This is a genomic window from Nostoc sp. DSM 114161, from assembly GCF_052692665.1.
In genome coordinates this window covers 1,999,661-2,014,142 of sequence record NZ_CP195141.1, presented here as the reverse complement: position 1 = coordinate 2,014,142, position 14,482 = coordinate 1,999,661, and the positions used below count along the sequence as shown (strand labels likewise).

Annotated in this window: 13 protein-coding genes; 2 read left to right on the top strand and 11 right to left on the bottom strand. The window is 39.0% G+C overall.

Features of this window, described 5'->3' with window-relative positions:
• Positions 1 to 7: 7 nt before the first annotated feature.
• The 10 genes from NSTC745_RS08495 to NSTC745_RS08450 all read right to left on the bottom strand — a co-directional run bounded on the left by NSTC745_RS08495 (position 8) and on the right by NSTC745_RS08450 (position 11,583).
• On the bottom strand, positions 8 to 538 hold the full coding sequence (locus NSTC745_RS08495) for a hypothetical protein (RefSeq protein WP_445636765.1): 531 nt from the start codon (positions 536 to 538) through the stop codon (positions 8 to 10).
• Positions 483 to 2,681, bottom strand: coding sequence for a GumC family protein (locus tag NSTC745_RS08490; RefSeq protein ID WP_445636764.1), 2,199 nt, complete (start codon positions 2,679 to 2,681; stop codon positions 483 to 485). Before NSTC745_RS08490 ends, NSTC745_RS08495 begins: the two co-directional genes overlap by 56 nt.
• Before the next feature lie 319 nt (positions 2,682 to 3,000).
• Positions 3,001 to 4,179, bottom strand: coding sequence for a DegT/DnrJ/EryC1/StrS family aminotransferase (locus tag NSTC745_RS08485; protein WP_445636763.1), 1,179 nt, complete (start codon positions 4,177 to 4,179; stop codon positions 3,001 to 3,003).
• 56 nt (positions 4,180 to 4,235) lie between these two features.
• On the bottom strand, positions 4,236 to 5,309 hold the full coding sequence (locus tag NSTC745_RS08480; RefSeq protein ID WP_445636762.1) for a FemAB family protein: 1,074 nt from the start codon (positions 5,307 to 5,309) through the stop codon (positions 4,236 to 4,238).
• A 48-nt stretch (positions 5,310 to 5,357) separates the two neighbouring features.
• Entirely contained in the window at positions 5,358 to 6,218 is an 861-nt protein-coding gene (locus tag NSTC745_RS08475; RefSeq protein WP_445636761.1) for a hypothetical protein, read from the bottom strand.
• Positions 6,219 to 6,303: 85 nt separating this feature from the next.
• Positions 6,304 to 7,185 carry a hypothetical protein gene (locus NSTC745_RS08470; protein WP_445636760.1) on the bottom strand — a complete coding sequence of 294 codons (882 nt, stop codon included), beginning with the start codon at positions 7,183 to 7,185 and terminating at the stop codon, positions 6,304 to 6,306.
• 45 nt (positions 7,186 to 7,230) lie between these two features.
• Entirely contained in the window at positions 7,231 to 7,866 is a 636-nt protein-coding gene (locus NSTC745_RS08465) for a sugar transferase (RefSeq protein WP_445636759.1), read from the bottom strand.
• 207 nt (positions 7,867 to 8,073) lie between these two features.
• Positions 8,074 to 9,231 (bottom strand): glycosyltransferase family 4 protein, encoded by a 1,158-nt coding sequence (locus NSTC745_RS08460; protein ID WP_445636758.1) that lies wholly within the window; start codon positions 9,229 to 9,231, stop codon positions 8,074 to 8,076.
• Positions 9,231 to 10,292: an NAD-dependent epimerase gene (locus NSTC745_RS08455; RefSeq protein WP_445636757.1), complete on the bottom strand. Its 1,062-nt coding sequence runs from the start codon at positions 10,290 to 10,292 to the stop codon at positions 9,231 to 9,233. Before NSTC745_RS08455 ends, NSTC745_RS08460 begins: the two co-directional genes overlap by 1 nt.
• Before the next feature lie 10 nt (positions 10,293 to 10,302).
• Entirely contained in the window at positions 10,303 to 11,583 is a 1,281-nt protein-coding gene (locus NSTC745_RS08450; protein WP_445636756.1) for a nucleotide sugar dehydrogenase, read from the bottom strand.
• A 627-nt stretch (positions 11,584 to 12,210) separates the two neighbouring features.
• On the opposite strand from NSTC745_RS08450, the gene NSTC745_RS08445 reads away from it, so the two are divergent.
• Entirely contained in the window at positions 12,211 to 12,513 is a 303-nt protein-coding gene (locus tag NSTC745_RS08445; RefSeq protein WP_096535044.1) for a PadR family transcriptional regulator, read from the top strand.
• A gap of 137 nt (positions 12,514 to 12,650) precedes the next feature.
• On the opposite strand, the gene NSTC745_RS08440 is transcribed toward NSTC745_RS08445, so the two are convergent.
• The gene (locus NSTC745_RS08440) at positions 12,651 to 13,076 is read right to left on the bottom strand and encodes a fused DSP-PTPase phosphatase/NAD kinase-like protein (protein ID WP_445636755.1); all 426 of its coding nucleotides are present in this window, start codon (positions 13,074 to 13,076) and stop codon (positions 12,651 to 12,653) included.
• A gap of 141 nt (positions 13,077 to 13,217) precedes the next feature.
• On the opposite strand from NSTC745_RS08440, the gene NSTC745_RS08435 reads away from it, so the two are divergent.
• Positions 13,218 to 14,405 carry a chromate transporter gene (locus tag NSTC745_RS08435; RefSeq protein ID WP_445636754.1) on the top strand — a complete coding sequence of 396 codons (1,188 nt, stop codon included), beginning with the start codon at positions 13,218 to 13,220 and terminating at the stop codon, positions 14,403 to 14,405.
• Positions 14,406 to 14,482 lie beyond the last annotated feature (77 nt).

Here is a 14,482-nt window from a genome sequence, read left to right as displayed (position 1 = left end):
TGGAATCTTAAAAAGTAGAGGAATCAAGAATATTTACCACTGCATGAAAATTTTTTCCAAGCATATATCGATTACTATGGGGTAAATTTTCTAAACTTAGCAAGATTGTTTTTGTGCCCTGAGAGTCGCTTTTTTGGGGTTGAATTATAATTGCTACCTCATTTTCTCCAGCCGGAACGATCGCAAAATTAGCAATTGGCTGGTAATCTACTCCATACTTAGCTGTTCCCTCGATGTTGTACTTCACTATTAAATCTTGAGTTGGATCGCCATTACGAGTAATTACAAACTCACCAATGTCTCCAAATTGAGACGCGCATTTTTTTGTAGCTGTAATGTTTACAATGGTTGGATAGCTAAAGGTAGCATTTAATTGATAATATTTGTTTTGGTTTTCATCACTGGATATTAAGCTAAATTTAGTTAATAGTTCGTTTGGAATCGGAAAATTATTGAAATTAAGAGTGTTATTTTGTTGTGAGCTATGAACCAGGTAATTGAAGTCTGACAGGTGATTTTTTGGTTGTAAATTCTTCATTATTTTCTTCATTAGAGTAGTAATAACTGTAGCGTTCGTGTTGGGGAACAACTCCGTTGACAACTTGTCCCAAGACATTTTGACCAGATTTTTCTAAAAGCTCTTTTGCAATAATGGCACTAACACAATCAACTACTCCCGGACGAACCACAAATAATACACCATCAGCCATTTGCCCTAGAGTAGCAGCATCAGCCGCAACGTTTAATGATGGAGCATCAATAATTACGAAATCATAGTAAACAGAAAAGGTTTGAATTAATGCAGCCATTTTTTTGGAGTCAAGGAGAGAACCCGGATTAGGAGGTATAACTCCACAAGTGAGGACATACAAATTATCCATTACTTGTTTGATAGCTGTATTAATTTCAACTTGCCCAACAATCAAATTGCTAAGACCTTCATTATTAATTAATTCCCAAATTTTATGCTGAACAGGACGGCGCATATCTGCATCGACTAATAAGATTTTTCGCTCCATTTGAGCCATTGCGATCGCTAAATTAGCTGCTACTGTGGATTTGCCTTCTTTGGGTACAGAACTAGTGATAACTATAACTTTTAGTTCCTTATCAGCACTCAGAAACTTGAGATTTGCCCGCAGCATCCTGTATGCTTCATTAATAGGCGATCGCGGTGCATCTCGAACAATAAGCCTGTTACTATATAACTCCATTTCTTCATTGCCACGAAGAGACTTTTTCGGCTTATTGAAAGCAGGAATAACTCCTAATAAAGTAAAATTTAATAATTCCTTGGCTTGCTCAGTGGTCTTAATTGATTTATCTATTTTTTCCAAAATATATACAATTGCCAAAGCAGCTAAACTAGACAATAAACCTGTACTCAAATACAAAAACATTGGAGAAGAAATTGACTCTTCTGGAACTTCAGCTTGGGATATCACGCTAGCATTACCTAAACTTTGATTTTCTGCTATGCGGCTTTCTTGGAGTTTTTGTAATAAAAGCGAGTAGGTAGATTGAGCGGCTTGTACTTTACGTTCTAATTGTCGCTGTTGCTGTTCTAATCTTGGGAGATTGTTCAAGCGTTGTTTGTAAGCAGCTTGTAAATTAGATAAAGTGGTGATTTGGCTTGCTAAACCCAGACGAGTTGATTCTAAATCTACAAGTCTTGCAGAAAGTTGCTGCTCTAACTCTCCTAGTTGCAAATTATTTTCTGGCTGTACTGAATTTGTTCCTACAACATTTTTTATTCGTTGTTGTAGTAAATTGTTTAAAGACTCTAATTTATATACCAAATTAATAATTTCTGGATGGTTATCTTGTAAAACAGTCCGCCTAGCCGCAAGCTGTGATTCTAACTGTTGGATTTCTTTAAGAATATCTTGCACCCCTGAGGTTTGGCTCAGAGAAGTCATAATTATAGCTTGCTGAGAGTTCATTTTTAACTGTTTTTTGATTTCTTGACTTTGTGCCTCAGTATCAGCAAACCTAGATTGAGCCTCACTTATTTGCTGTTGTAATGCAGTGAGAAGTTCTAGTGATTTATTTGCTTCTTCTTGTAGAGAGACAATTTTATTTTTTTCTTTAAATACTGCTAGTTCCGCTTCTGCTTGTCTAACTACTAATTCTGCATTTGGTAGTTGTTTTTCTATGAATTTACGAGCAGTGGCAGCTTGAGTTCTATGACCAGATATATTGTTCTCTAAGTAAATTTCTATTACAGTATTAACAACTTGTGCAGCTGTTTCTGGATTTGTATCTTTGTAGGCAACACTCAGAATATCGGCTCCTTTTGTTTCCTTAACTGTCAGATCTTGCAGAAATTGTTTGGTTGTTAAAGGTAGATTTTTATTGTCTTTGAGATTGAGTTGATTGATAGTAGCTTTAACAATTGGAATAGAACGAATAACTTCTGCTTCTGTATTGAGAGGATTACTTTTATCACTCACTAATGGTTCTAATTTACCAATTTCTGTTCCTACCCCTGTTAAAGAAGAAGTAGTGTTTGTTCTTTGGAATTTTAGTTTTCCTTCTGCCAAGTAGTAAGGTTTTTTGAAAAATGTAGCTATCTGTAAAATTATGAATACACAAACAAAAACACTTAAGGCAGCAGGCCAACGGCGCTTTATAGCTTGCCAATAGCTATCAAAATTTATAGAAGACTCTTGTGTTTTCATAAAATAATTAAAACTTAGATGGTTTTGGATTTGAGGTTGAGAATAACGAACCGCCTTCTCTACGAGAGGCTTCCGCCAACGCGTTCGCGTAGCGTCTCGTAGAGAAGAGAAGAACGCCTTTCCTGCGGAACGCTTCGCGAACGCGCAGCGTCTCGTTAGAGAAGGACGCAAAGTAAGAAAGAAGAAAGAGATATATAATTTTCAAAAATGATTTAGGGCTGCTATATATTCAAAAAAGAATTCAGGAGTTATGTTTGTCTTAAACTGGCTCACTCAGCAAAAATTAGAAAAAATTTTGTATTTATTCGTAATTATTTATCTAAATTATGGCAAGCGAAGAATTGAAAAGTTTTGTATTATTTTTTAGATTTTCATAATGGAATTTTTGAATTTGGGTAATTACTATTTTTAAATCTTCATTTGTGAGATTAGAGCCAGAAGGTAAGCAAAGACCGCGTGTAAATAAATCTTCAGCGACTGCACTACCAAAACATTCACACTCAGCAAAAATCGGTTGGATATGCAAAGGTTTCCAGACGGGACGAGATTCAATTTGCTGTTCAATAAGTGCTAGGCGGAGTTGTTCTCGGTTTGCACCAAAAGCTTCAGGATCTATTGTTATGCAGGTCAACCAACGAGTAGCATATCCATAATTAGCTTCTGGCATAAATTCTATTCCTGGTAAGTTTTTCAACGCCTGGGAATAAATTTCAAAGTTACATCGTCTAGCTGTTACTCGTTCATTTAAAACACTTAATTGACCGCGACCAATACCAGCTAAAACGTTACTAAGACGATAGTTATAGCCTATTTGTGAATGTTGGTAATGAGGAGCGCGATCGCGTGCTTGGGTTGCGAGAAAACGTGCTTTTTCTACTAATTCTAAATCATCAGAAACTAACATCCCCCCGCCAGAAGTAGTAATAATTTTATTACCATTAAATGAATAAATACCAATGCGTCCAAAAGTTCCTAAAGCACGTCCTTTGTAGGTGGCTCCTAAAGCTTCCGCAGCATCTTCTATTAAAGGAATACCATAGTGATTACAAGCTTGCAAAATTGGCTCAATATCTGCACTTTGACCATATAAATGTACAAGTACAACGGCTTTAGGTAATTTACCTATTTTGGCACGGTTATCTAATGCTTCTGCTAACAATTCGGGATTCATGTTCCACGAAGTGCGATCGCTATCAATAAATACTGGTTTTGCTCCTAAATAAATAATTGGGTTAGCACTAGCAATAAACGTTAAGGTAGAGCAAAAAACTTCATCTCCAGCCTCAACACCAACTAATCGTAAAGCTAAATGTAAAGCCGCTGTACCCGAACTTAAAGCAACAGCATAACGAGCATTAATTACTTGGCAAAATTCTTCCTCGAAAGCGTCAACATGGGGGCCGACAGGAGCAATCCAGTTTGTTTTAAAAGCTTCTTTCACTAATTCTAGTTCGCGATCGCCCATGTGGGGTGTTGAAAGCAGAATTGGTTTATTCATGCACATTACCTGAATCGGTTTGCTATTGATTAACTTGCAGATTTGCTAGTTTCCACTTAATTCAAAGAACGATAAGCAGGGAAAAAATTTGACTCAAATAAATTTTTTGCTTCGGTTTTTAAAGATTTTGCTCGTAATTCAACTAAAGAATTATATTTTTCTGTATCTGTAATTAACCGTAGTGTTAAAAATAGATGTCTTTGTTTAGAAAACCCTGCTTTGAAATTGTAAAGGCTATCTTTAGCTGAACCAACACCACCACCTAAATGCAAAAATTTATTTCCCCGTTCTTTAGCCCAAAATCTAACGTAATCAAACATTAACTTACTAGGAGCTTGTTTCAAAAACTCGCTTTTTGTACCTCCCAGGTGATATTGCACTATTTCACAGCATTCGGTAAATATTCCTGCACAAGCAATTTGATTATTCAACTCTATGAGGCATAAATAAATATTGTTATGTAATTTGGCTAAATTATCAAAATAATTATAATCAAAATAAAAATACGTTTTTGCTTCCACACGATTCATTGTTTCATGATATATACTCATAAATTTATCTATATATTCTTCTAACCTAACCATTTTGGCGGTAAAACCATGACGTTTACATCTATTGATATGATTGCGATGTTCTGGTCTAGTTTGATGCCAAATTTCTGATGTAGATAGGCTTAAATCTATCGACACAGTTTCTCCACTGACTTGACATAAGCCAAAGGGTAAAACTTCATTTAATCCTTGGTTTAGTATTGGATGTAGCCTTAAAAATGCCGAACAAATTTGGCGATCGCGTAATGCGAATATTAACTGATTTACTGCCAATTGCAAAAACTCCGGCGTATTTGCTGCGGCTTGACTCAATAATATTCCAGGGTAGCCATAAGGAGAGACAATATCCCAAATCAATGGAATTTCAATCTTGGTCTCAAATAAATTATTGACACAACGTAATAAATAAGGTAAAAAAAATATTTTTTCATTTTCAAATATTAATATACCTTCTGGAATTGCATTAATTCTTTTAGCTTCTAAATCTACATATTTCGGTAGATGATAAATATCATGTTTTAATTGATTTAAAGTTTGCACCCACAAGCGATCTGACAAACTAATTATTTTATAATCCATTGATTTCCCCTATATTGAATATTTAGTTCAATGGACATTTCTTCAATTTCAATCGTGCCCCGTTAAGCGATAGTATTGATGTGGATACTTCCAACGGATAAATTGCTCAACGGCGGGATTGATCTGCACTTTGGCGGGTATATATACAATAGGAAAACCCATTCCTTTTTTGAATTCCACTACTCCCGGCTTTTCCCGCCAGTGCTGACCGATGGCAAATTCATAAATTCCAACAGAACGACGACAAACTTGCACAAATTCAAAAAGCAATATCCTGTTAAGATTGTATTCTGATGCCTCAGTTGTAATGTAGAGATCCTCTCCGTATGCAGTGCTGTTGATAGCATAACCTGTGATATAACCACAAAGTTTTTTATCGCTAAGTCCTGCAAGAATTAGGCGACGTTTTGGCACAACATAGTCTACAAGATTCACCAGATATTTCTCTCTAGAAAGCGATGATTTCCATCGCGTTCGTGTAGTTGCTGAGAGAAAAACATCATATCCCTGCTCTTGTAGTAGCTGTGTGTTAGTTAACTCCACAATATCAAACAGATGGCGATTTTTGCGGATATTTTGTCTGCTGTTTTTGTTGACGCTATACAAATCGTAGTTTGGAATATTAGACAATAAATGAATAGGAATTGACCCGTTAGCACTGACCGCATCATCTTCACACAAAGATGCTAGGAATCCCCAGCAAAGTTGCAGCGGACGAGTTACTTGTTGAATCTGTAAGCGAGCTAACAAATGGATTGGCTGATAGAAACCAAAACGTCGTTCTTCCCAATAGCACCCACGATGAAAGACAACGTTTGCACCTTCCTGGGAGCGCCACCTGGCAAATTCTTCTTCAGTCATTGAGGTTAGCAGTGCTTCAGATACATCTCGCATTTGTTGAAAACTCATACTCATTTACTGTTTGTATTTTGAGTACTGGTGAAAATTTAGTGCGATGTCTGTCTTGAAAAGTTCAGATCGGCGGAAGCCGCCGCTACGACGGGCTACGCCTACGCAACTGACAACCGACTAAGCGATAATACTTATGTGGATATCGCCACTGGATGAATTGCTCGACGATGGGGTTAATCTGCACCTTTGCAGGAATATGCTTGATTTGAAAACCCATTCCTTCTTTGAAGACACAGAGGTTTTCATCTTCTCGTGAGTGCAGACCGTTAACAAGTTCGCGAATTAACCCAGACCGACGACAGACTTGTGCAAATTCAAATAGCAATCCCGTACCGATATTGGTACACAATGCCTCAGTAGCGATGATTACTTCATCAATATAAGCAATACTGTTGACGGCGTATCCTGTGATATAGCCGAGAAGCTGTTCGCCGTTGACACCTGCAAGAATCAATCGCCTCTCAGGAGTAGGATAATCGGCAAGTCCTTTTAAATAATCTTTTTTTGAGGGTATTTGACGATAAGCTGTTCGCTTCAATGCTGACATCAAGACTTCATATCCCTGCTGCTGCAAAAGCCTAGGTTTATCTAGATGCACGATATTGACTCGCTTGTAGCACTTACGCAGATGATTTCGGCGATTTGATGTCAGACTGTGGAAATCATAGTTTTCTAAGTTGGGTAACCAATGAATTGGCATTGAAGCATTAGCCGCGGTTGCATCAACTTCAGATAATGTTGTTTGGAATCCCCAAGATAAGGGCGTCGGGGAGTTTGCTTGTTGGGCACTCAAACGCGCTAACCAATGCAACGGTTGATAAAAACCCCGTACTGTTTCCTTCCAGTAGCGATCGCGATGGCAAATCACATGTATTCCGCGTTGTAAGTACCAATTGGCGCATTCTTCTTCTGTCATGGAAGTTAACACCGCAGCGGATACATCTGCTGTCTGTTGAAGACTCATACTTTTTTATTTCCTGTGCTTTTATAGCCAATGGAAACCCTATTGTTATTTAACTTGACCTGTGAATTCTTCTGAAGTAACGTGACCTTCCTGGCTGATACTTTTTCGCTGAATTACTTGCCAGATAGTAATCAATAAAATTTTCAAATCAAGCCACAAACTCCAGCGATCGATATACCAAACATCCAACTCAAATTTTTTATCCCAAAACCGATCTAATGTGCGGCGACCATTAACTTGCGCCCAGCCAGTAATACCCGGTTTCACTTCATGACGACGTGCTTGTTGAGGTGTGTAGCGGTCAAGATATTTTACTAATAATGGACGAGGCCCAACAAAACTCATGTCTCCTTTCAAGACATTCCAAAGTTGAGGTAATTCATCAAGACTCGTTTGACGTAGAAATTTACCAAAGCCTGTGAGGCGTTTTTCATCAGCAAGAAGATTGCCTTGGGCATCACATTCATTCGTCATAGTGCGGAATTTGTAAAAGTTAAAAATCCGAGCATTTTTACCAGGACGAGGTTGGATAAAAATCACTGGATTACCCATCCGCAAATAAATGGCGATCGCGACACCCAAGAGTAAAGGGAAAAGCAAAATTAAGGCGATCGCTGCCACAACTCTATCCAATAGAAATTTAATTCCTCTACTATATCTCTTAAAATTATTACCATTCATCGGTACACCCTCCAATCTCAAAATCCTTCTCATTCTTTCTCTCTGCGTACCTTTGCGCTTTATTTTGCGTCCCTATGCGTTTCAAAACATTAGACCTCTTGCATAAATATTTTTTGTCTCACGCAGAGGCGCAGAGAATAGTACCCAAAGAATGACTTTTGCAAGAAGCCTAATATCTCTATTTCACTTAACTACGAATCCCTATAATCAATAAATTCCTAACTCTTGATAGTACTTATTCAGCCGTTTGAAAACTAATTCTTCATCATAATCAGCTTCAACACGTTTGCGAGCAGCTTGACCATAATTTTGTCGCAATTGATAGTTAGACAATAATATTCCCAAAGCTTCAGCTAATTTTTCACTATTTTTAGGTGGTACAATTAAACCTGTTTTTCCATGAATTACTGCTTCTCGACAGCCGCGAATATCTGTAGCGACGACTGGTAAATTCATTGACATTGCCTCAAGGATAGAACGCGGTAATCCTTCATGAGTGAATGTAGGCAAAGTGAAGATATCTAATAACCCTAAAACTTCCGGAATATCTTGGCGTTCTCCTGTTAAAATAACATTTTTTTCAATTCCCAATTCATGAATTTTTTGAATTAATTTTTTTTGGAAAGGCTCAGGATCGCTACTAAGTTGAGAGCCAATTACTAAAACTTGTAAGTTCGGAAAATAAGGAAGTAGTTTGGCTGCGGCTTCAATTAAATATCCACTACCTTTTTTATGAGTTAAACGTCCAATTGTGCCAATGATTAAGTCGGTATAATCGGGTATACCTAAAGATTTTCGTAATTCAATTTGATGAGTGGGATTGAGGCGATCGCGTTGGAAGCGATTAATATCTACACCGTTACCCAAATAACGCAATTTTGCCGGCGGACAAAGATTTAATTTTTTAGCTGTGGCAATATCTTCATAATTTTGGGTGAGAATCAAATCAGTTATCAAAGCAGTCAGTTTCTCAACGGTAAAATAAAAACGATATTCACGAGGTGAAGAGCGATCGTGAAAGGGAAAGCCGTGAGCAGTATAGACAATTCTTTTCACACCAGCTAATTTAGCAGCAATCCGACCTAAGACAGCAGCAATAGGAGTGTGTACGTGAACGAGGTCATACTGATTCCGCCCGATCAATTGTGTCAGTTGATAAATACTTCTCAAATTGCTCAAAGGAGAAATCCGGCGGTCAATTTGAACTGGGTGAATTATATAACCCTGTTGTTGGAGCTTTTCAACTTCTGCACCTGGAGAACAAGCTATTTCAACTGATAGGTTCTGAGACAAAAAATAATCTATTTGAGGTCGTAAAAGCGCCTCAACAGTGCCACCAATTGCACAAATATGTAGTATTTTCATTATTCCCTAATCCCTACCCTCACCCCAGAATTTTGGGGTGTTCTATGACTAGCTTTTTGATAATAAGAACAATACCAAGCTACAAAACGTTGAATTCCTACTTCGATAGGTGTGCTGGGTTTAAAGCCTACATCTTTGACTAAATCATCAACATCTGCATAAGTAGCAGGGACATCACCTGGTTGCAGGGGTAGTAAATTTTTTTGTGCTTTTACTCCCAAACAATTTTCCAATACTTCTATAAAGCGCATTAATTCAACTGGTTGATTATTACCTATGTTGTAAATCTTATAGGGAGCTTTACTTGTTCCTGGGTCTGGTGCATCTCCTGACCAAGCAAGATTTGACTCAGGAATTTTATCCATAACTCGCACAACACCTTCTACAATGTCGTCAATATAAGTAAAGTCTCGGCGCATTTTTCCGTAATTAAACACATCAATCGGCTGCTTTGCCAAAATTGCTTTAGTGAATAAAAACATCGCCATATCAGGACGACCCCACGGCCCATAAACAGTAAAAAAGCGGAGTCCAGTTGTTGGTAGATTATATAAATGGCTATAACTATGAGCCATTAATTCGTTAGCTTTTTTAGTAGCAGCATATAAACTAACTGGATGGTCTACATTGTCGCGAACAGAAAAAGGCATTTTAGTATTAGCGCCATAAACAGAACTAGAAGAAGCAAATACTAAATGCTCAACGCCTGAATGACGGCAACCTTCGAGGATGTTAATAAAGCCCACTAAGTTACTGTTTATATATGCATGAGGGTTCTTGATGGAGTATCGAACGCCAGCCTGTGCTGCTAAGTTAACCACCACATCAAAGCGTTGTTCGGCAAAGAGTTGGGCTATAGCTACCGAGTCTGCCAAGTCCAGTTGATAAAAACTAAAACCCGGTCTTTCTTGTAATTGAGCTAAACGGTCTTTTTTCAAAAAGACATCGTAGTAATCATTGAGGTTATCTAGACCAACAACTTCGTCGCCTCTGGTCAATAGACGTTGGCTGAGGTGAAATCCAATAAAGCCAGCAGCACCAGTCACTAAAACCTTGACCATGATGTTTCTCCTATAAGCTCCAGTAATGAATATGGGATGGTATTGTAGTTTGACTGAAAATAGATTTGATATCCATCAATACTCCACCTGGACGCAAACACTTAAGAAGTTGTTCGCAAGGCATATTTAAATAGGCCTGATGGCTGACTGCAAGTATTAACCCATCTAAATCAGATAGGTTATGCCAATCAACTAAATCAATCCCATATTCTTGCTGTGCTTCGTCAGGATCTACCAGAGGATCGTGTAAGAGTGGTTCAATACCAAATTGCTGCAACTCTTTCACCACATCTGGTATGCGACTATTGCGAATATCGGGTACGTTTTCTTTAAAGGTGAGACCGAGAATTCCTACCCGTGCTTGTTTAATCGAGAGGTTAGCTTCAACTAGGAGTTTGACAAAACGCTGACCGAGGTAAGTACCCATACTGTCGTTAATTCGACGACCAGCTAGGATGACTTCGGGATGATATCCCAATTCTTCTGCTTTGGTAGTTAGATAGTAAGGGTCAACTCCAATGCAGTGACCACCAACAAGTCCTGGAGTAAATGGTAAAAAGTTCCATTTGGTACCAGCAGCTGCCAAAACATCATGGGTGCGGATACCAAGGCGATCGCATATTAACGCGAGTTCGTTCATCAAAGCAATATTTAAGTCTCGCTGGGTATTTTCAATGACTTTGGCAGCCTCAGCTACTTTAATTGACGAGGTGCGATAAACGCCAGCATCAATAATCGCTGTGTAGACACTTGCAACTCGTTCGAGAGTTTCTGCATCTTCCCCAGCTACTATTTTGACAATCTTTTCTAGTGTATGAGCTTTGTCACCCGGATTTATCCGTTCTGGAGAATAGCCTAATTTAAAATCAATACCAGGTTGCAAGCCTGATACTTTAGCTAAAGTTGTTTTGCAAATATCCTCAGTAACTCCTGGATAAACAGTAGATTCATATACTACGATCGCTCCAGGTTGTAACACTTTGCCAACAAGTTCAGAAGCTTTAACTAGTAAACTCAAATCGGGATTATGGTTGCGGTCAACTGGTGTTGGTACAGCAATTACAAAAAAGTTTGCGTCTACTAAATCGTAGAGTTCCGAAGTAACGATTAAACTTGAATTTTTTAAATCTTCGCTGGAAATTTGATTGGTGCGATCGATGCCTTGCTTTAAACTTTTAACTTTCTCTAAATTGATATCAAATCCAATGGTATGAGGAAATTTTTTAGCAAATGCCAGGGCAACAGGTAGACCAACGTAGCCAAGACCAATAACTGCAATACGGTTGCTCATATTTCAATAGGAATAGATTTAGAATATGTCATTATTCTTTTTTTCTGTCTTTGGCAAATTTTTTGGTAACAATTCACAAGAACTCAGAATAGTTAAAAATTTAGACAAATATTTGATAAATAAATATAGCAATTCTAGAAAATTGCTATATTTATTCTGAATCATGACTCCTGACTCCTGAATTCTGAAATTGAGTAATTGTGCAATCAATATGTGTTTTATACCGCTTTAATGTGAAGCTGCACTAAATGAGTAACTTTCTATTCTTGTCGTACTTGGCGGTTCGTTTAATATTCTGTGCATCTTCATATAGAATTGGTATTAGCTAATTTTAAATATTAGCTATTGTTGCTTTTTGATTTCTATCTCACTTTTGTAGCACTGTTTTCTTGTTTGAGTTATGCCAATTTGGCGCAGCTTATACAAATAAAAAGACATAACCACATCTACGTAACTGTCTGAAAGTAGTTATTCTTATATAGGATTTTTATTTAATTTTTTAAAAAAATCTGTACACTTAAATTTATATCTAACCAAGCCAATGCAGTGTTTTTAGTTTCCACGGAGGAAGCATTGGTGTTCCGCAAAATCTAAAATTCAAAATAAGTATTGCAAAAGCCTTGGCCAATGGATGGAAGAGAGTTCTACTCAAGCTTAATTCGACTTCACATTCTGCATCATGCAGTTCAGGAGCCAATTTTTGGGCTGGGCATCATTGAAGAATTGGCACGTCACGGCTATAAACTCAGTGCTGGTACGCTCTACCCAATGCTGCACGATATGGAGCGTAAGGGATATCTCTATTCAGTCGAGGAAAGATCGGGACGCCAAAACCGACGACTCTACAGAGCTACGGATTTGGGAAAAATGACCTTAGAGGATGCTAAAGAAAAGGTACGAGAATTATTTGGGGAGTTGTTTGAGGAGTAGGGTATGGGGAGATGGGGGGATGGGGAGCAGGGGAGCAGGGGAGCAGGGGAGCAGAGGAGAGTTTTTGTACAAGTTCTTTCTCCTTTGCCCCTCTGCCCCTCCGCACCTCTGCCCCTCCGCCTCTTCTGCCCAATGCCCTATTCCAAATTTTCTAAAAATTGTTTGAGATGAGCTTGTTCTGAATTGATGTCAAGTTCTTTTGCTTTTGCTAAAACTTGTTCGCGGTTGAGTTGATGTTGAGTTGCAAAGGCTATGAGTGCTAGGGCGCTGGCTCGTCCGCCTGCACCACAGTGAAAATATACCGGAGTCGGCAATTGCTGTAGTTCTGAGAGAACTTTTGCAGTTGAGCTGTCGTTTGCTTGGCTTGGCTTGAGTGGAACGTTGGCATATTCAAGCCCTACGGCTTGAGCCTGTTGCTGTTCGTCTGCTAATGCTCCAGTTTCATCAAGCGATCGCAAATTAACCACGGACTTATACCCCTCGTCTGCAAGCTGTTTCAATGTCTCTGGGGTTGGCTGTCCACCTGCGGAATACTCATCGCTTACTTTTTTAATATCACTCATATATACTCCATAATATCGATTGATTTACCGTATTTATCAATCAAAGGCATGGTAGCATGAATTAACTTCTAATATATAGATTTACGATATCGAAATTCGATATATTGATGCTATCAACATCATTAAATCAGGAAAATCAGAGTGACTCAGGAAGCTGAGGATATCCAAAAATCCGAAAATGCTCTGACTCCCAGACAGCAGAAGCAGCGATTAACGGAACTGGCAATGGTGTTTTTGCGATTGGGGACGATCGCCTTTGGTGGCCCTGCTGCCCATATTGCCATGATGGACAATGAGGTGGTGAATCGCCGTCAGTGGATGAGCCGGGAGAAATTGCTAGATTTACTAGGAATTACGAATTTGATTCCAGGCCCCAACTCAACGGAATTAGCAATTCACATTGGTTACGAACGAGCCGGGTGGCGTGGTTTACTCGTTGCAGGCACTTGTTTTATTTTCCCTGCAATGGCGATCGTATGGATATTAGCCGCCATATATGCCCGCTATCAAACTGTTCCCCAGGTGGAATGGCTGCTCTATGGAATTAAACCTGTAATTATTGCTGTGGTGCTTCAGGCTGTGTGGAATCTGGGAAAAAAGGCAGCCAAAGATGTACCGACAATTATTGCTGGAGTTGGGGCGATCGCCACCTACTTTGCTGGACTAAATGAAATTTTGGTGCTGATTTTGCTAGGTGTGGCAGTGATGCTACTGAAAAATTGGCAAAGTAGAGGAAATATAACCGGAGCATTCCTATTGCCATTTTCAGGTGTTTTGGCTCAGGTTGGTAGTACCACAGCAGTCACATCACTTAGTTGGATTAATGTGTTTTTCTTCTTTCTCAAAATTGGCTGTGTTCTCTACGGCAGTGGTTACGTATTGCTGGCATTTCTGCAACGAGAATTAGTTGAGCGCAATCAGTGGCTTACGTCACAGCAGCTTTTAGATGCTGTAGCCATCGGGCAATTTACACCAGGCCCCGTTTTTACTACCGCCACATTTATCGGCTATTTATTAGCGGGAAATGCGGGAGCGATCGCCGGTACAATTGGTATTTTCTTACCAGCTTTTGTGCTGGTGTGGATAGTTAATCCTTGGGTTTCTAAGTTGCGCCAATCTCCTTGGGCAAGCGGATTTTTAGATGGCGTGAATGCGGCTTCTCTAGGATTAATGGCAGGAGTTACCTACACATTAGGACGAGCCGCACTAGTGGATTGGTTAACAATTACTCTGGCAATTGTAAGCGCGATCGCTGTGTTTCGATTCAAAATAAACTCTGCTTGGTTAGTGCTAGCAGGGGGAGCGATCGGATTTGTTTCACGCATATAGTGTTGGGCATTGGGAGGTGTGGGAAGTGTGGGAGGTGTGGGAGGATGGAGAAGAAATCTTTCCCCCCACACTCCCCA

What these genes read in the sequence shown, in the direction of transcription:
- NSTC745_RS08470 (WP_445636760.1), bottom strand. Translation starts at nt 7,185, where the DNA reads ATGAGTCTTCAACAGACAGCAGATGTATCCGCTGCGGTGTTAACTTCC.
- NSTC745_RS08495 (WP_445636765.1), bottom strand. Translation starts at nt 538, where the DNA reads ATGAAGAATTTACAACCAAAAAATCACCTGTCAGACTTCAATTACCTG.
- NSTC745_RS08490 (WP_445636764.1), bottom strand. Translation starts at nt 2,681, where the DNA reads ATGAAAACACAAGAGTCTTCTATAAATTTTGATAGCTATTGGCAAGCT.
- NSTC745_RS08460 (WP_445636758.1), bottom strand. Translation starts at nt 9,231, where the DNA reads ATGAAAATACTACATATTTGTGCAATTGGTGGCACTGTTGAGGCGCTT.
- NSTC745_RS08480 (WP_445636762.1), bottom strand. Translation starts at nt 5,309, where the DNA reads ATGGATTATAAAATAATTAGTTTGTCAGATCGCTTGTGGGTGCAAACT.
- NSTC745_RS08475 (WP_445636761.1), bottom strand. Translation starts at nt 6,218, where the DNA reads ATGAGTTTTCAACAAATGCGAGATGTATCTGAAGCACTGCTAACCTCA.
- NSTC745_RS08450 (WP_445636756.1), bottom strand. Translation starts at nt 11,583, where the DNA reads ATGAGCAACCGTATTGCAGTTATTGGTCTTGGCTACGTTGGTCTACCT.
- NSTC745_RS08455 (WP_445636757.1), bottom strand. Translation starts at nt 10,292, where the DNA reads ATGGTCAAGGTTTTAGTGACTGGTGCTGCTGGCTTTATTGGATTTCAC.
- NSTC745_RS08485 (WP_445636763.1), bottom strand. Translation starts at nt 4,179, where the DNA reads ATGAATAAACCAATTCTGCTTTCAACACCCCACATGGGCGATCGCGAA.
- NSTC745_RS08445 (WP_096535044.1), top strand. Translation starts at nt 12,211, where the DNA reads ATGGATGGAAGAGAGTTCTACTCAAGCTTAATTCGACTTCACATTCTG.
- NSTC745_RS08465 (WP_445636759.1), bottom strand. Translation starts at nt 7,866, where the DNA reads ATGAATGGTAATAATTTTAAGAGATATAGTAGAGGAATTAAATTTCTA.
- NSTC745_RS08440 (WP_445636755.1), bottom strand. Translation starts at nt 13,076, where the DNA reads ATGAGTGATATTAAAAAAGTAAGCGATGAGTATTCCGCAGGTGGACAG.